The organism is Amycolatopsis umgeniensis, from assembly GCF_014205155.1.
Classification (GTDB): domain Bacteria; phylum Actinomycetota; class Actinomycetes; order Mycobacteriales; family Pseudonocardiaceae; genus Amycolatopsis; species Amycolatopsis umgeniensis.
The window spans coordinates 5,848,854-5,864,432 of the sequence record NZ_JACHMX010000001.1; the positions used below are offsets into that span (position 1 = coordinate 5,848,854).

General features: G+C 70.0%; 15 protein-coding genes and 1 pseudogene. 7 read left to right on the plus strand and 9 right to left on the minus strand.

Annotated elements, in window-relative coordinates; all coding sequences use genetic code 11:
• Positions 1 to 89: 89 nt before the first annotated feature.
• The 3 genes from HDA45_RS27770 to HDA45_RS27780 form a co-directional block, all read right to left on the minus strand.
• Complete coding sequence (locus tag HDA45_RS27770) at positions 90 to 512, minus strand: DoxX family protein (RefSeq protein ID WP_184900161.1); 423 nt, start codon at positions 510 to 512, stop codon at positions 90 to 92.
• Between the two features lie 115 nt (positions 513 to 627).
• Positions 628 to 2,685: a hypothetical protein gene (locus tag HDA45_RS27775; RefSeq protein ID WP_184900163.1), complete on the minus strand. Its 2,058-nt coding sequence runs from the start codon at positions 2,683 to 2,685 to the stop codon at positions 628 to 630.
• Between the two features lie 78 nt (positions 2,686 to 2,763).
• Positions 2,764 to 3,561, minus strand: a complete 798-nt coding sequence (locus HDA45_RS27780) for a thioesterase family protein (protein ID WP_184900165.1) — start codon at positions 3,559 to 3,561, stop codon at positions 2,764 to 2,766.
• Positions 3,562 to 3,620: 59 nt separating this feature from the next.
• On the opposite strand from HDA45_RS27780, the gene HDA45_RS27785 reads away from it, so the two are divergent.
• Complete coding sequence (locus HDA45_RS27785) at positions 3,621 to 4,316, plus strand: TetR/AcrR family transcriptional regulator (RefSeq protein ID WP_184900166.1); 696 nt, start codon at positions 3,621 to 3,623, stop codon at positions 4,314 to 4,316.
• A 10-nt stretch (positions 4,317 to 4,326) separates the two neighbouring features.
• A complete protein-coding gene (locus HDA45_RS27790; RefSeq protein WP_184900168.1) occupies positions 4,327 to 5,532 on the plus strand; it encodes a PP2C family protein-serine/threonine phosphatase in 1,206 nt (401 codons plus the stop codon).
• 1 nt (position 5,533) lies between these two features.
• On the opposite strand, the gene HDA45_RS27795 is transcribed toward HDA45_RS27790, so the two are convergent.
• Positions 5,534 to 6,103: a YdeI/OmpD-associated family protein gene (locus tag HDA45_RS27795; protein WP_184900170.1), complete on the minus strand. Its 570-nt coding sequence runs from the start codon at positions 6,101 to 6,103 to the stop codon at positions 5,534 to 5,536.
• A 90-nt stretch (positions 6,104 to 6,193) separates the two neighbouring features.
• Between HDA45_RS27795 and HDA45_RS27800 the strand changes: the two genes are divergently transcribed.
• Complete coding sequence (locus tag HDA45_RS27800) at positions 6,194 to 6,553, plus strand: arsenate reductase family protein (protein ID WP_184900172.1); 360 nt, start codon at positions 6,194 to 6,196, stop codon at positions 6,551 to 6,553.
• Positions 6,554 to 6,655: 102 nt separating this feature from the next.
• Here HDA45_RS27800 and HDA45_RS42845 read toward each other — a convergent pair whose 3' ends face one another.
• The gene (locus HDA45_RS42845) at positions 6,656 to 7,090 is read right to left on the minus strand and encodes an MFS transporter (protein WP_343072165.1); all 435 of its coding nucleotides are present in this window, start codon (positions 7,088 to 7,090) and stop codon (positions 6,656 to 6,658) included.
• A gap of 88 nt (positions 7,091 to 7,178) precedes the next feature.
• A pseudogene (locus HDA45_RS42850) lies at positions 7,179 to 7,871 on the minus strand (MFS transporter); the annotation flags it as partial.
• 39 nt (positions 7,872 to 7,910) lie between these two features.
• Here HDA45_RS42850 and HDA45_RS27810 point away from each other — a divergent pair.
• Entirely contained in the window at positions 7,911 to 8,453 is a 543-nt protein-coding gene (locus HDA45_RS27810; protein ID WP_184900174.1) for an ArsR/SmtB family transcription factor, read from the plus strand.
• A gap of 3 nt (positions 8,454 to 8,456) precedes the next feature.
• Here the strand turns inward: HDA45_RS27810 and pdxR are convergent, their stop codons facing one another.
• Positions 8,457 to 9,803: a MocR-like pyridoxine biosynthesis transcription factor PdxR gene (gene pdxR / locus HDA45_RS27815; RefSeq protein WP_184900176.1), complete on the minus strand. Its 1,347-nt coding sequence runs from the start codon at positions 9,801 to 9,803 to the stop codon at positions 8,457 to 8,459.
• Between the two features lie 47 nt (positions 9,804 to 9,850).
• Here pdxR and HDA45_RS27820 point away from each other — a divergent pair, with 47 nt between their 5' ends.
• Positions 9,851 to 10,855, plus strand: coding sequence for an aldo/keto reductase (locus tag HDA45_RS27820; protein ID WP_184900178.1), 1,005 nt, complete (start codon positions 9,851 to 9,853; stop codon positions 10,853 to 10,855).
• Positions 10,856 to 10,930: 75 nt separating this feature from the next.
• Here HDA45_RS27820 and HDA45_RS27825 read toward each other — a convergent pair whose 3' ends face one another.
• Positions 10,931 to 12,088: an epoxide hydrolase family protein gene (locus tag HDA45_RS27825; RefSeq protein WP_184900179.1), complete on the minus strand. Its 1,158-nt coding sequence runs from the start codon at positions 12,086 to 12,088 to the stop codon at positions 10,931 to 10,933.
• Positions 12,089 to 12,149: 61 nt separating this feature from the next.
• Here HDA45_RS27825 and HDA45_RS27830 point away from each other — a divergent pair, with 61 nt between their 5' ends.
• Complete coding sequence (locus tag HDA45_RS27830) at positions 12,150 to 13,106, plus strand: helix-turn-helix transcriptional regulator (RefSeq protein ID WP_184900181.1); 957 nt, start codon at positions 12,150 to 12,152, stop codon at positions 13,104 to 13,106.
• A gap of 176 nt (positions 13,107 to 13,282) precedes the next feature.
• Here HDA45_RS27830 and HDA45_RS27835 read toward each other — a convergent pair whose 3' ends face one another.
• Complete coding sequence (locus HDA45_RS27835; RefSeq protein ID WP_184900183.1) at positions 13,283 to 14,956, minus strand: LTA synthase family protein; 1,674 nt, start codon at positions 14,954 to 14,956, stop codon at positions 13,283 to 13,285.
• A gap of 83 nt (positions 14,957 to 15,039) precedes the next feature.
• Between HDA45_RS27835 and HDA45_RS27840 the strand changes: the two genes are divergently transcribed.
• Positions 15,040 to 15,555, plus strand: coding sequence for a hypothetical protein (locus HDA45_RS27840; RefSeq protein ID WP_184900186.1), 516 nt, complete (start codon positions 15,040 to 15,042; stop codon positions 15,553 to 15,555).
• The last annotated feature ends 24 nt before the right edge of the window (positions 15,556 to 15,579 follow it).

Below are 15,579 nucleotides of genomic sequence, written 5' to 3' on the forward strand. Positions count from 1 at the left end.
CATGCGGTTTTTCGTTGACTGTGCCGGTGAGCGGTGCATTCGGACGGTCATTGTTGCGCCGATCGGCGCAACAGTCGCCTCGCGTTCGCCTAGCGGTGGTCCTCGTCGTCTTCGGGAGGCTCGATCCCGAGGAGCGCGCGGGTCTGATCCTGGAGGAACCACGCGAGAGTCGCGGAGACGATCAGCAGGATCAGCGGGAGGACCGGGCCGCCGTTGGTGAGGATGAACAGCTCGGTGACGCTCGCGCCCACCATGACGCCCGCCAGCAGCAGTGCCGCGGGCCCGCCGAGACGGGGGATCAGCAGGCCGATCGCGCCGCCGACCTCGAGGACGCCGGTGACGTACCGGAGCCACTGTCCGAGCCCGATCTCGGCGAAGGTCTGTTCGGTGTGGCCGCCCGCGAACAGCAGGTAACCGCTGTAGAGGAACTCGGCCGCGAGCGCGACGCGCACGATCCACAGCACGATCGAGCCGAAAGGCAGGCTTCGGGTACCGCTGGCTCCATCGGACATGACCGGCATTTTTCTCCCGGTGTGGGAGGGCTGGCAAGGGGGCTGAAGGGCGCTTTCCCCGCATGTCACGTGGGGAAAGCGCCCTTCACCGCGTCAGGCGCGGGGAAGGGGCCCTTCAGCCGCTTTGGTCACCGAGGAGTATCTGTTCGAGCAGCAGGTCGACGTCGCGGGCGGACTCGGCTTCGCCTATCCGGTGGAAGGTTTCGGCGGCGCGGAGCGCGCGGCGGGCGGCTTCCCGGATCCGGCCCGCGGCGCTGAGCACGTGGGCGGCGACGTGGTCGAGCTGGGCGATGAGATGTTCCCTGGCGGGCGCGGTTTCGGTTTCCACCGCGTGCACGGCGGTTTCCGCGGCGTCGAGCGCGGTCAGCGCCGCGTCGAGGTCGCCGGACCGCAGCCGGGAGAGCGTCGCGGCGTTACGGCAGGTGGCGGCCACGTACCCGCCGCCGATCGCCAGTGCCGCGTCGGCGGCCCGCGCGTAGAAGTCGGCGGCGTTCGCGCCGTAGCCGAGCAGGTCGAGCTGTTCGGCGGCGGCCATGCTCACCGAGATGTAGGAGTGCCCGGTGTCGCCCGACTCTTCGAGGATTTCGGCGAGGAGGGCGTACTCGTTGAAGGCGCGCGAAGATTCACCGAGCGCGCGATAGGTGTCGGCGTACATCCACCGGCAGCGATGGCCCCAGTCCGGTAGCCCGATGAGCAGGTCGATGGTGTGGGGCGCGACGTCGAGCACCTCGTCGTAACGGCCGGCGCCGTGCAGCGCGGTGACGAGGACGTACCAATGTTCCGCGGTGTCCTTGCCCTTCGACGCGGCGATACCGAGCGACGCGTAGGCGTCTTCGACGGCATCGGCGAAGCGGCCGGTGCCGATCAACGACAGCGCCCGGAGTTGACGGAGATGTCCGCGCAGCCTGTCCGGGCCGCTCGCGGGCAGCGTCGACAGCAGGTTCTCCACGAAGACGTCCAACTCGTCGAGAGATCCCACGCGCTCGTAAGCGATCCGGACCTGTTCGACGGCTTCGACGGCCTTCTCGCCGACGTTGCCGACGATGAAGGCGTCCGTCGCGGCCTGCGCGAGTTCCAAGGTGGTCACCGGATCCTCGCCGTCGCCGTTCCGCAGCGACGCCTCCAGGCACAGAAGAGTGCCGTGGAGCAAGGGATCGCCCGCCTCGTGGGCTCGTTCCGCCCCACGCCGCAAGGCCTCGTACGCCTCGGGGGTGCGGCCCTGCCCGGAAAGCACGTGCGCCAGCCAGTATTCGCCCCAGCAGGCGGCGCGATCGTCGGTCCCGGCGCGTAATCGTGCCGCGGCCACCGTCGTCAGCGCGACGCCGGTCTCGGCCTGATCGTCGAACACGAGCCACAGGCCGAGCCAGCATTGGTTGAGCAGGAACCGGATTTCGTCACCCTGTCGCCGGAATCCGGCGGCCGCGCGGCGCAGCCGTTCTTCGGTGTCGTCGCCCTGGAAGAAGATCGCGCGCAGTTCGGCCAGTCTCGGGGCGATCTCGTCTCCGACGGCGCCGATCGCGGCGAGACAGGCTCGCGCTTCCTCCGGTTCGGACCGGTGATTGTGGATCTCGGCCCGGACGACGAGTTCCTCCGCCGACAGATCGGGCGGCGGCAGGATCGGGATCCGGGGGAGCGCGGAAGGCAGGAGCGGGACGAATTCCGTGACCGGTTTCGCGGTCATCTTCTGCTCGGCGTACGCGGTGAAATAGTCGTTCTGATCGAGTTCGTCGAGTTCCTCGGCCTCGACGAACGCCGCCGCCCGCATCCGCCGGTGCAGCAGCCGCAGGGAAAGGCCGTCGTACGGACCGTTGAGGACGAACCGGATCTCGCCGTATCCGGTTTCCGTCAACCGCCGGGTGAGCAAGGCCGCCGACGCGAAGAACTCGAGCCTGCCGATGGCGTCCGAATGGTCGCCGACACCGTCCAAAAGCGACAGAAGATCGAAACCGGTGTGCTCGTTGCCGGTGAGCGCGCAGAACTCCAGCCGCATGGCGTGGTCTCCGTACCGGCGCGGGGCGCCGAGCGAAGCCCTGGTCACCCACCGGTAGGTCGACGCGGCCTCGGCGTGCTTACCGGCGGCCGCCAGCGGCACCAGGGTCCGGCAGAGCCGGGTGATTTCGGCCCCGTCCCCGTCGGAGCCGCCCGCGTCCGCGCGGCGTGGTTCCACTTCCATGGTCCTGCCCCCAGAACAATGACGTCGACGCCGGATCTTAACTCCCGGAGTTCCGTCATGACCCTGCTTTCGGGTGGATCAGGGAATGCGGACGGCGGCGATTTGGGTGGCTTGCCCGATCAACCTGTTCTTTTCGTCCCAGAGCTCGGCGACCTCGTCCATCCGGTCGCCGCCGACCTCGCCCGCCCGCATGCGCACCCGGACCGGGCCCGGCGCCGGGATCCCGCGCAGGTACGCGGTGAACTGGACGGTCGGTGCCCAGCCCGCGATGCCGAGGTCGTAGGAGATGGGCGGCACCGGGTCGAGCGCCACGAGCAGGCTCACCGGATCCCAGTCGGCGCCGTCGGCGAGCCGCAGCCAGGACGAGATGACGCCTTTCCGGGACGGCTGTCCCACCGCGAAACCGGCCGAGGCCGGGTCGATCCGCTGCTCGACGACGTCCATCAGGCCGATGCGGAAACCTCCGCCGCCGTCGGCGGGCACGGGCAGGCAGTCCTGTTCCGCCGGGATCTCGACGGGGTCCACTCCGGACCACCAAGCGTCGCCGTCCGTCAGGACGCCCTGGGTGATCAGGGCCTCGGTGCAGGGCGCGCCGTGCTGGCTCAGCCGCGCGCGCAGCTGCGTGAGGCCGCGTCCTTCGCGCAGGACCTCGACCTCGACGACCGCGGGACCGGGCTCCGGCGCCACCGAGAACGATCCGCTGATCGCGGTCAGGTGCGGATGCGACGAGACCTCGGCGGCGGCCCTGGCGAGGACGGCGAGCAGATAACCGCCGTGCAGCTTGGCCCCGATCGTCCACTGTGGATCGAGTTCGGTGTCGAACACCGGCTCGTCGCCCCGGCGGGCCAGGGCGGTCGCGGTCTGGAAATGCGCCATACGCTCAAGCTGACACCGTCAAGTTGACGGTGTCAAGTCAATGCTGGCAGCATCACGGCATGGGCGCGAAGCGGACGAAGGCGCGGCCGGGCGAGGGAGAGAAGCTGCGGGGCGAGATCCTGCGCGCCGCCGATGCCCTGCTCGCCGAGACGGGGACCGACGAGGCGCTGACGCTGCGCGCCGTCGCGAGACGGACAGGCGTCTCCACTCCGTCGGTCTACGCGCACTTCCCGAGCCGCGATGCCCTGCTGGAAGCGGTCTGTCTCGGAGTGTGGGACGAGCTCGCGCACCGGATGCGCGAGCACGCCGCCGAGGTCGCCGACCCCATGCGCGCGCTCAGCCGGTGCGCGCGGGTGTACGCGCGGTTCGCCCTGGACCATCCGGTGCAGTACCGGGTGCTCCTGATGCGCCCGTCCGGCGGTTCGTCCCCCGGCGCGATCGCTTGTTTCCGGCACCTCGCCGACGCGACGGCCGCCTGTGTGCGGGCGGGCATCCTGCGTGGCGAACCGGAGGTCCTCGCGATGGGCCTGTGGTCGGCGATGCACGGCTGCGTGAGCCTGCTGATCGCCCAGCCGGGCTTCGACTGGCCACAGGAGCCGGAGGCGCTGATCGACACCGTCATCCGGATGGCGGGGCTCGGTACCGCGCTCGCCTGCCGGGTCCCGAGGGAGGCCATTCCGCCGAGTGCCGAACTGGCCGACGGCCTCGACGAACTGGCGGCGGGCTGGGCGACATCGCGGACCCGGACTGGCTAGGATTTCGCGCATGTCCGGGACCTCGACAACCGATGATCGGCTTCAGGTGCTCGAAGCCATCACCGACACCGCCTTGGGACACCTTGACGCCGATCGGGTGATGGCCACGATCCTCGGCCGGGTGCGTGAGGTGCTCAAGGTCGACACGGCCACGGTGCTCCGGCACGACGCGGACGCGCAACTGCTGCACGCCATCGCCGCCTCCGGCATCGAAGAAGAGGTCTTCCAGGACGTCCGGATCGCCGTCGGCGCGGGTTTCGCGGGCCGGGTGGCCGCGGACCGGCGACCGGTGATCCTCGACCACGTCGACGAGACCACCGTGGTCAACGCGCTTCTGCAGGAACGCGGACTTCGCACCCTGCTCGGGGTGCCGATGCTGGCCGGGGACGATCTGATCGGCGTGCTGCACGTCGGCTCCGTGACACCGCGCGAATTCCCCGAGGCCGACGTCGAACTGCTGCGGCTGGTGGCCGCGCGGCTCGCGCTGGCGCTGCAGATCGACAACTCCGCCACCGATCGCGCGGCCGCGGCGGCGCTCCAGCGGAGCCTGCTGCCGGGGCGGCTGCCCGCCGTCGACGGGATGAGGTTCTCCGCGCGCTACGTGCCGGGTACCGAACCCGGGGTCGGCGGTGACTGGTACGACCTGTTCCCGCTGCCGGGCGATCGCCTCGGCATCGTGATGGGCGACGTCGCCGGGCACGGCCTCAACGCCGCCGTGATCATGGGACGGCTGCGCAGCGCGCTTCGCGCCTATGCGCTCGAATCGGACGATCCGGCGGAGGTTCTGTCCAAATTGGACAGGAAGGTCCACCATTTCGAGCCGGGGGCGCTGGCCACCGTCGTGTACGGGTTGGTGTCCGCTTCGCGGGACAGCGTGGCGATTTCACTGGCGGGGCATCTGCCGCCGGTGCTCGCGGTACCCGGCGGCCCGTCGGCGTTCATCGACGTCCCTGTCGACCCGCCCATCGGGGTCACGGGGCCGGCGCGGCGAAGAACGGTGGTCGAACTGCCGCCCGGCGGGGTGCTCGCCTTCTACACCGACGGTCTCGTGGAACGCCGGGACCATCTGATCGACGTCGGATTGCGGCGGCTCGTCGACGTGGTCACCCCCGACCTGCCCGGAGCCGTGTGCGCGAAGGTGATGGCCGCGCTCGTCGGCGCGACGCCGGCGCAGGACGACATCGCCCTCCTCGTGGCCCGGCGCGACGAGAACTGAGTCACCGGATCGGGTGGTTCGCGCGGAGGTTCACGGACGCGAGTTCGACGGTCCTGACGATCCGCCGCTCCCGGGTTTCCGGCTTCTTGGCCGTCAGGATCCATTCCAGGATCAGCCTTTTCGACGACGGCGGGAACTTCTCGAAATGAGCGCGGGCCGAGTCGTCGGCGTCGAGCCGGGCGCGCAGGTCCTCGGGGACGCCTTCGCCGTCGGGCACGACCTGCCAGCGGCCCTTTTCCTTGGCCAGGTCGATCATCGCCTGCCCCCGCGCGGTCATCAGCCCGTCGGCGATCAGGCGGGCGGCCCGCTCGCGGTTGACCCGGCTCCACGAACTCCGGGGATTGCGCGGGGTGAACCGCAGCCGGGAACTGGTCGCGTCGTTCTTGCGGTGCAGCCCGTCGATCCAGCCGAAGCACAGTGCCTGCTCCATCGCCTCGTGGATGCGGACGCTCGCGATCCCGGTGTCCTTGTGCCGGATGACCAGCCAGATCTCCTTCGCGGTACCGGCGTTCGCGGCCAGCCATGCGCGCCACTCGGCGGGGGTGGTGGCGGTGAAGGTGGGCTCGTCCATGACCGGGTTCCTCTCGTCGTAACGTCTGTGACCATCATCGGAAGCAAAGTGCTCACCGACTGGGCACTTTTCGAAGGGAGGTGGCCTCAGATGGAGATCTGGGTGAACCCGGCGTGCGCCAAATGCCGGTCTGCGGTGTCGATGCTGGACGAGGCCGGGGCCGAGTACACCGTGCGGAAGTACCTCGAGGAGCCGCCGACGGCGAAGGAGCTGAAGGCCGTCCTCAAGCGTCTCGGGCTCGAGCCGTGGGAGATCACCCGCACCGCCGAGGCGATCGCGAAGGAACTCGGCCTGAAGACCTGGGGGCGCACGCCCGCCGACCGCGACCGGTGGATCGAAGCGCTGGTCACGCATCCGAAACTGATCCAGCGGCCGATCATCACCGCCGACGACGGCACGACCGTCGTCGGGCGGACCCCGGAGGCCGTGCAGTCGGTGCTGCCCGGCTGAACACCTCGTGCCCCTACTGGTGCGCGTGGGGCGATCCGCAAGTCCGTGAAGGCCTCCTTCACTACCTTCAGGGTAGGCAAGGGGCCCTTCACGGACCCGCACTCACCACTCGCGAGGGCAGATCAGCACCAGCGCCAGGATCACCGCCGCCGCTCCCGCGAACACCGGCCGCAGTCCGACGCCCTCCGCGAGCAGCCCCGCCGCCAACGCGCCCAGCGGCTTGGTGCCCCAGGCGACGAGCCGGTAGCCGCTGGTGCACCGCCCCAGCAGGTGGTCCGGGATGATCCGTTGCCGCAGCGACACGACGATGACGTTCCACACCACGACCCCGGCCCCGCCGAGGAGGAACACCGCGCCGATCACGTACGGATTCGTGGTCACCGCGGGGATCCCGACGAGGGCGGCGCCGGTGAGCAGGCTGAGGATCAGGGACCGGGTGCGGCCGAGCGCGAATTCGATCCGCTCGGCCGCGAACGACGCCGCGAAACTGCCAACGGCGATGGCGGACAGCAGGAAACCGTAGGCCTGTTCCGTCACCCATCGCCGAGGCCGGGCCCACCGCGTAGAGCACGAAGATCGTGATCGTGGCGCTCGTGGCGAAGTTGAACCCGCCGACCATGATCGCCGTGATCCGGAGAATCCTGTTCTCCCAAAGGAAACGCAGTCCTTCGACGAGATCTTCGCGCACGCTCGTTTCGCGTGTCCGTTCGGTGCGGAACGAGCCAGGGACGAAGAAGAGCGCGACGACCGCGACGATCCAGAGCGCCGAGGGGGCCGCGAACGCGGCGAGAGTGCCCGCGGCGACGAGAAAGCCGCCTAAGGGTGGCCCGGCGAACTCGTTGGCGGTGAGTTCGGCGGCGTAGAGGCGGCTGTTGGCCCGCGTCAGCCGATCGCGGCCGACGACCTGGGGCAGGATCGCCTGCGCGGCCGTGTCATGGACCGTTTCGGCGAGTCCGAGTCCGAGCGCGACCACGTAGAGCAGCCAGATCGACCCGAAGCCCAGCGCGCTCACCACGGCGAGCGCGGCGAGCAGGACCGCGCGGACCACGTTGGCGGTGAGCATCGCGCGACGGCGGTCGACGCGGTCGGTGAGCACCCCGGCGTGCAGGGCGAACACCAGCCACGGCAGGGACGACACGGTCGCCAGCCCCGCGATGAGCGCCGGCGACCGGGTGTACTGGACGGCCACCAGGCCGAGCGCGACCTTGACGATCCCGTCGGCCAGATTCGACAGCCCCGACGAGCTCCACAGCCGCCAGTAAGCGGTCCCCAGCGCGGTCATCGATCGAGGATCGCACATCGATGGGGAAAACTCCATCGATGTGTCTTCTGTCCATCGGTCGGCTACGCTGCGGTCATGGACGATCAGGTCGCCGCGAGGGTCGCGGACCGGCGGCGCGAGGCGACGGCGCGCGAGGCCAAGGCGCTCGGCCACCCGTTGCGGCTGCGCATCCTCCGGCTCTGTGGAGAGCGGGAGCTGACCAACAAGGAACTCGCCGACCGGCTCGGCAAGGATCCCGGCACGGTGCTCCACCACGTGCGGCAACTGACCGAGGCCGGGCTGCTGGAACAGGCGCCGGTGCGCACCGGCGTGAGCGGCGCGCTCGAGAAGCCCTACCGCAACGCGGGAAAGACCTGGTGGCTGGACGGGCCGCTGAACGCCGAGAACGAAGACACCCGGTTCGGGCCGATCGAGGCCTTCCAGGACGAACTCCGCGAAGCGGGTCCGGCTTCGGTGCGGGTGGTCGAGCGGTTCGCGCTGCACCTCTCGCCCGAGGAGGTCACCGAACTCGACAACCGCATCCTCGACATCCTCGACGAGTACGTGGCCACCGACCATCAGCGGCTCGACAGGCCACTGCTGAACGGGATCTTCCTGCTGCATCGCATGGCCGAGTGAGCCTCACGCGATGGCCTCGAGCAGAAGACGGGCCGCGGTGCCGACGGAACCGTCGGCGAGGTTGCCGTAGCCGAGGACCAGCCCGGGTGTGCCAGAGGTCGTGCGGTAGTCGTCGAGATCGGCCACCCGCAACCCCTTGACCGCGGCCCGCCGCACCACCTCGGCCGCGGATCCGCCCGGCAGGTCCAGCACGAGATGCAGACCCGCGGCGACGCCGGAGAGCGGCAGCGGGCCGAGCGCGCCGACCAGCGCGTCGCGCCGGGAACGGTAGCGCCGCCGGGCCGCCCGCAGATGCCGGTCGTACGAGCCGCGTTCGAGGAAGGTCGCGAACGCGAGCTGGTCCAGCGCGGGCGGGGCGGGCGAGGGTTCGACGAGCTCTGTCCACTGTGGAGGCAGCGCGTACCAGCCGAGGCCGAGCGCGGGGCTGAGCGTCTTGCTGACCGAGCCGAGCAGCGCGACCCTCGCCGGGTCCATGCCCTGCACGGTCCCGACCGGGCGACGGTCGTAGCGGAACTCGGCGTCGTAGTCGTCCTCGACGATGAGACCGTCGACGTCGCGCGCCCAGTTCAGCAGTCCGGCGCGGCGGGCGGGGGACAGGACGGTGCCGGTGGGGAACTGGTGCGCGGGGGTCACGAGGACGGCGCGGACACCGGGCGGGATCTCATCGACGCGGAGGCCGTCTTCGTCGACAGGAACGCCGACGACTTCGAGCCCGGCCCGCGTCGCGACGCGGCGGAGTGTCAGCCAGCCGGGTTCCTCGGCCGCGACGCGGGTGATCCCGGCCGCGAGCAGGGCGCGGCACACGCGGCCGAACCCGTCGGTGACGCCGGACGAGATCCGCACATCGTCGACGACGGCGCCCCGGCAGCGACGGAGGTAGTCGGCCAGTACGGCGCGGAGACGCGGATGCCCGCCGGGGATGGGGTAGCCGAACTCGCCGTGGGGCACGTTCGCGAGCACTTCGCGGACCGCGTCCGCCCAGCGCTGACGCGGGAAATGCCGCAGGTCGGGCAGGCCGGGCGCGAGGTCGATCTCCGGCGGAGCGGCCCGGCGCCGGATGGGTTTCGCGGGCTCCGGCCCCGGCGCCGTCCAGCGCACGACGGTGGCCGAGCCGGTGCGCGCGGCGAGGTAGCCCTCCGCGATCAGTTGCTCGTACGCCTGCGTGATCACCCAGCGGGAGAAGCCCAGATCCGCGGCGAGGGTGCGGCTGGGCGGCAGCGCGGCGCCGGTGCCGAGCGCGCCTTCGCGGATCACGGTGCGGAGCGCCCTGGTGAGCCGCTCGTGCCGGGGACCCGGTCCGGAGAGGTCGAGGAGCACGTCCCAAGCCAGATTGGTCTGGGATTTCGTCATGTGAATGGACTGTAGTCCCGGACCGATCCGATCGTAAGGTCTAGACCATGGAAAAGGTGGAGCTCGGCCGGACCGGCCGGAAAGTCAGCCAGGTCTCGCTCGGGTGCATGACGATGGGCACCGCCACCGACGAGCGGACCTCGGCGCGGATCCTGGACGCGTACCTCGACGACGGCGGCGACTTCCTCGACACCGCGAACTGCTACTCGTGGTGGGTGCCCGGCGCGGCGGGCGGGGAGAGCGAGGAACTGCTCGGCAAACTGCTGAAAGGCAGGCGGGACAAGGTCTTCCTCGCGACGAAGGTGTCGGCCGCGGTCGCCGACGCCGACAGCGCGCGCAAGGGGTACCACGAGGACGGCAGCGCGGACTGGGACTACATCGGACGCCACTTCGAGGGCGCGGGCGGCGACGTGATCCGGCGCGGCGTCGACGAAAGCCTGCGGCGGCTCGGCACCGACCACATCGACCTGTACTACATCCACGTCGACGATCGGGCGACTCCGCTGGAGGAGACGTTGTCCGCGCTCGACGAGATCGTCCGCGCGGGGAAGGTGCGGCACATCGGCTGGAGCAACGTCCGCTCCTGGCGGCTGGAACGGATTCGCGCGCTCGCGGAACGGAACGGATGGGCGTCGCCGGTGGCCGTCCAGCTCCAGCACTCGTACCTGCGGCCGGTGGCCGATTCGGCGTCGCTGGCCACCGGGGACATGCTCGATTTCCTGCGGGACAACGAAGACATCGCGCTCGCCGCGTACTCGTCGATCCTGCGCGGCATCTACGACGACTCCGCTCGGCGCCTCGCGCATCCCGTCTGGCAGACCTACGCCGGGCCGGACGGCGAGGCAAGGATGGCCGCCGTCGACGCGGTGGCGCGGGAAGTGGGGGCGACCGGGAACCAGGTCGCGCTGGCGTGGCTGCTGTGTCAGGCGTCGCCGCGGGTGCTGCCGCTCATCGGGCCGCGGACCTGGGAGCACTACGAGGCCATCCGGCCGGCCTTCACGCTGGAGCTGAGCGCGTCGCAGCTGGCGGTGCTGGACGGCGCCGGGAGCTGAAGGGGCCCTTCACCGCATGCGACGCGGTGAAGGGAGCTTTCGCCGCATGGCATGCGGCGAAAGCTCCCCTTCACGTCACGCCAGTTTGCGGAAGAACGCCCGGAGGTCCCCGACCAGCAGATCCGGCGCGTCCTGGGTCGCCCAGTGGCTGCCGCGGTCGAATTCCTGCCACGAAACGATGTTCGCGTGGTCGCGTTCGGCGAAGCGTCGCAGCGGCCGGAAGTCGTAGGCGAAACTCGCCAGCCCGGTCGGCGCGGTCGTCGGCTCGGTCACGTGCTCGGTGTGCTTGTCCTCGTAGTAGAACCGCGCCGCCGAGGCCGCGGTGTTGGTGAGCCAGTACAGCGTGGCGTTGGTGAGCACGTGGTCGTCGCTCGTGCCCGACAGCAGTTGCGCGCTCCAGGCGAGCTGCCCGGTCGGTGAGTCGGCCAGCGCGTGCGCGAGGTTCTGCGGAGCGCTCTCCTGGAGCTTCGCGTAGCCGGACATGTCGTCGTTGAAGGTCTGGAGGAACTGCATGTACTCCAGTTCCTTCTCGGTCATGCCCTCGAACTCCGCCGGGTCCCCGCTCGGGAACGAGAACAGCTGCGTGACGTGCACCCCGACGACGTGCTCGGCATCGACGCGGCCGACCTCGGGAGCGACAAAGGAACCGGCGTCGTTCCCGTGCGTGCCGTAGCGCTCGTAGCCCAGCCGGCGCATCAGCTCGGCCCAAGCGCGGGCGGTGCGGTACCGGTTCCAGCCCTTCTCGCGAGTGGCGCCAGAGAAACCGAAGCCGGGCAGCGACGGGATGACCACGTGGAACGCGTCGGCCGCGTCGCCGCCGTGAGACCGAGGGTCGGTCAGCTGGTCGATCAGGTCGAGGTACTCGAAGACCGAGTTCGGCCACCCGTGCGTCAGGATCAGCGGGGTCGCGTCCGGTTCGGGCGAGCGGACGTGCAGGAAGTGCACGTTTTGCCCGTCGATCTCCGTCGTGAACTGCGGGTACTCGTTGAGCTTCGCCTCCCACTCCCGCCAGTCGTAGCCGTCACGCCAGTAGGCGACCAGGCGCTGCACGTAGTCGAGGGGCACGCCGTACTCCCAGCCCGGCGTGACCGGTCCACGCTGCACCCCGTCGGTGATCTGATCGGCGGGCAGTTCGTTCGCCCAGCGGACCCGCGCGAGGCGGTCGGCCAGATCGTCCAATTCGGACTGCGGGACGTCGATGCGGAAGGGTCTGATCTCGGTGTTCTCGTTCATGAGACCAAGGTAAGCTCTCATTAGGAACATCCCGTTCCTAATGGGAAGGCAGTCTCGAAAAATGTTGGAAACTTCGGCAAGACTGCTGAGCTTGCTCTCCCTTTTGCAGACTCCCCGTGACTGGACCGGCACTGAACTGGCAGAACGCCTCGAAGTGAGCTCCCGGACGATCCGCAACGACGTCGAGCGGCTGCGCGCGCTCGGCTACCCGGTGAACGCGACCCGGGGTTCCGTCGGCGGCTACCGGCTCGGCGCGGGCGCCGATCTGCCGCCGCTGCTGCTGGACGACGAGGAGGCCGTCGCCGTCGCGATAGGACTCCGCACGGCGGCCGGGGGCACCATCGCGGGCGTCGAGGAGACGTCGTTGCGCGCGCTCGCGAAGCTGGAGCAGGTGCTGCCCTCGCGGCTGAGGCGCCGCGTCAACGCGTTGCAGGCGTACACGATCCCCGTGCCCAGGGACGAACCCGGACCGCGGGTCGACGCGAAGACGCTCACCGTCCTGACGGCCGCCTGCCGCGACCACGAGCAGTTGCGTTTCGGCTACCGGGCCCACGACGGCTCGGAAAGCGTCCGCAAGGTCGAGCCGTACCGTTTGGTCAACTGGGGGCGCCGCTGGTACCTCGTCGCCTGGGACCTCGACCGCGGCGACTGGCGCACCTACCGCGTCGACAGGCTGACCCCGCGTGTCCCGATCGGACCCCGGTTCACCCCGCGCGAGCTGCCCGAGGACGTCACGGACCGGGTGCGGCGCGGCGTCTCGTCCGCCGCTTGGCGCTACCGGGCCGACGTCACCGTGCACGCACCGGCCGACGAGGTGACGGCGCGGATCAACCCGGCCGTCGGCACGGTGGAGGCCATCGACGCGGACACGTGCGTGCTGCACACCGGCGCCGACAGCATCGAGACCCTGGCCGTCCACTTAGGACTGCTCAATCACCCCTTCCGGGTCACCGAACCGCCGCAGTTGGTCGACCACCTGCGCACCTTGGCCGACCGATTCCGCGACGCCACCCGCTAGCTCCGCCCGACCACGCGTGATTGGAGACGGATCTCGCGTGTTTGGGCGGCGATCTCCCGTGTTTGAAGACGGAACACGCCGCCGCAGGGTGTTCCGCCTCCAGACACGCGTGATCGCCGCTTGAGCACGCGAGATCCGTCTCCAATCACGCGAGATCCGTCTCCAAGCACGGGAGGTCAGTGCGCGAAGGTGGTCAGGAACCGGTCCCGGAACGTGTCCATCCGCCAGACCGGCGCGTTCCGGTCCGGGTTCAGGCCCTCCTGCCAGTTCCACGCGGCGACCTTGCCGAGTACGGCCTCGTCCCGCGTGACGACGGTGATCGGGACGTCGCGATCCGCGCCTTCGCCCGCGACGATCGGATTCGGCTGGTGGTCGCCGAGGAACACCAGCACGAGATCGTCGTCCCCGTACGTTTCCACGTACGAGATGAGCGAGTTCAGCGAATAGGCGATCGAGTCGCCGTACGCGCCGCGCACCTTGGCGGGGTCGGTGAACACCTCGTCGGGCGTTTTCCCTTGCGAGGGCATGGGGTTGTAGATCGAACCGTCGCCGACGGCGGTCCAGTCGACCAGGCGGGGGAGCGGCGTCCACGGCCAGTGGCTGGTGACGAGATCGATTTCCGCCATCAGCGGCGGGCGGTCCTGTTTTCGACGTTCCAGTGTGCGTTCGGCGCGTTGGAAAGCCGAAAGCGTGAACTGGTCCGGCATCGTGGCGTAGGAGAACGGCGGGCCGTGGTACCCGATGCCGCGCGAGTCGTAGTAGCGGTCGTAGCCGTAGACCTTGCCCTCCGGCCAGTCCTCGGTGTGCGCCGGGACGACGCCGACGGTCTCCCAGCCCGCGCGTTCGAACGCGCCGCCGAGGGTGAACCGGTCGGTCTTCACGAAGTCGTCGTAGCGGTGCTGGCTGTCGACCCAGACCCCGGACTGGAACGTGGAGTGCGCGAGCCAGCTTCCCGCGCTCGTGGTCGGCGACGTCAGGAACGCGCTGCGCGAGCCGTACCCGGCGTTCTTCAGCCGCGCGGTCCCGGCGTCGAGAACCGCGTCGACCTTGGGCGCGATGTCGGAGTCCTGGACGGCCACCCGCCCGTAGCTCTCGATGAAGGTGAACAGGACGTCCTTGCCGCGCAAGGCGTTCAGCAGCCCGGACGGCGGAGTGCCGCGAAAGGCGTCGACGGAGACTTCCTCGGCGAAGGCCTGACGGTCGCGGATACCGGCCCGCACCTGGCGGAGGTCGTCGTAGGCGAAGGCGACAGCGCTGCGCGACGCGAGCGGCTGCCCCGGCGCGAGCTGCGCGCCGAACACCGCGCACACGATCCAGATCACGCTGAGCACGGCGACCACCCGGGTCGACGCGGTGCGGCGTCCGGCCACCACCCGGCTCAGCCGCAGCATCGCCAGCGCCATCAGCACGATCACGACCACGGCCAGCAACGCCAGCCCGAGGAACGACGCGATCGCGCCCGTCCGGCCGATCGACGTGCCGAGCAGGTCGACGCCGTTGCCGAGCACACCCCAGTCGAACACCGGGTTGAACCGCCGGTTCAGCGCGAGCCCGAAGCCGATGTCGATGGCCTTGACGACGGTCAGGAGCCCGAGGACCGCGCCGGCGGACAACGCGACCGTCCGCCGGGCGCCGTCGCGCAGCATGAGCACGACGGCCACCCCGAGCAGCGCTTCCACCGGCAGCCGCACGAACGCCTCCGGCGTCAGCCTGTCGAGGTCGTTCGGCACGAGCAGGGCGAACAGCACCAGGACCGAGCTCAGGGTCGTCACCGCGCTGGACGCGATTTCGCGGGCGGCCGTCCGGTCGCCCGGCAGGCCCACCAGGGCGGGACGCGTGAAAACGGTCAACGCAGGTTCCTTCCAGGGGACGGCCTTCATCGGGTTACACGGAATGCGGGACCGGTCGGTTCAACGGCCGGTAATCTGCGCCGGTGAGTGACGAGATCTGGGCCGCCCTCGCGGCGACACCCCTCGAAGAGGTGCGACGGCGTGCCGCGGCTGTCGACGCGATCACCGAGATCACGCCGATCGCGGTGGACGGTGCCGAGCGGTTCGCCTGGAACGACGGCGGCGGGCAGTCGGCCGTCTGGTATTTCACCCCGGACGGGCGTGCCCTGCTGCTGACCTTCGACCACGAGTCGGACCTGAACCTTTACGCCGAGGAGGACTACTCGGTGCAGGAGGCGCTCTATGGCGGCGTCCCCGAAGACCTCGTCGAGCTGGTGCGGAACCGTCCCGAGAACTACGAGTCCCTGAACCTCACGGACCAGGACACGGGAGCCACGATCCACTACGCCGGTGGCGTGTTCTGGTTCGACGGCGAGCGGTGGACGCAGGCCGAAGGCTTCGTCGAGCACTGCCGCCGGGAAGGCCTGGACCCGCTGAGCGAGTCGGGCTTCACCTACTGCCTCGGCGTTTACCGCTTCGGCGAGGAGTTCACTGGCTGACGTCCCGCTCAGCGCACGATCTTG

Excerpts from the sequence above, each read along its gene's own strand:
- HDA45_RS27780 (WP_184900165.1), bottom strand. The coding sequence starts at position 3,561 with ATGGCGCATTTCCAGACCGCGACCGCCCTGGCCCGCCGGGGCGACGAG.
- HDA45_RS27795 (WP_184900170.1), bottom strand. The coding sequence starts at position 6,103 with ATGGACGAGCCCACCTTCACCGCCACCACCCCCGCCGAGTGGCGCGCA.
- HDA45_RS27800 (WP_184900172.1), top strand. The coding sequence starts at position 6,194 with ATGGAGATCTGGGTGAACCCGGCGTGCGCCAAATGCCGGTCTGCGGTG.
- HDA45_RS27775 (WP_184900163.1), bottom strand. The coding sequence starts at position 2,685 with ATGGAAGTGGAACCACGCCGCGCGGACGCGGGCGGCTCCGACGGGGAC.
- HDA45_RS27820 (WP_184900178.1), top strand. The coding sequence starts at position 9,851 with ATGGAAAAGGTGGAGCTCGGCCGGACCGGCCGGAAAGTCAGCCAGGTC.
- HDA45_RS27785 (WP_184900166.1), top strand. The coding sequence starts at position 3,621 with ATGGGCGCGAAGCGGACGAAGGCGCGGCCGGGCGAGGGAGAGAAGCTG.
- HDA45_RS27830 (WP_184900181.1), top strand. The coding sequence starts at position 12,150 with ATGTTGGAAACTTCGGCAAGACTGCTGAGCTTGCTCTCCCTTTTGCAG.
- HDA45_RS27810 (WP_184900174.1), top strand. The coding sequence starts at position 7,911 with ATGGACGATCAGGTCGCCGCGAGGGTCGCGGACCGGCGGCGCGAGGCG.
- HDA45_RS27790 (WP_184900168.1), top strand. The coding sequence starts at position 4,327 with ATGTCCGGGACCTCGACAACCGATGATCGGCTTCAGGTGCTCGAAGCC.
- HDA45_RS27770 (WP_184900161.1), bottom strand. The coding sequence starts at position 512 with ATGTCCGATGGAGCCAGCGGTACCCGAAGCCTGCCTTTCGGCTCGATC.
- HDA45_RS27825 (WP_184900179.1), bottom strand. The coding sequence starts at position 12,088 with ATGAACGAGAACACCGAGATCAGACCCTTCCGCATCGACGTCCCGCAG.
- pdxR (WP_184900176.1), bottom strand. The coding sequence starts at position 9,803 with ATGACGAAATCCCAGACCAATCTGGCTTGGGACGTGCTCCTCGACCTC.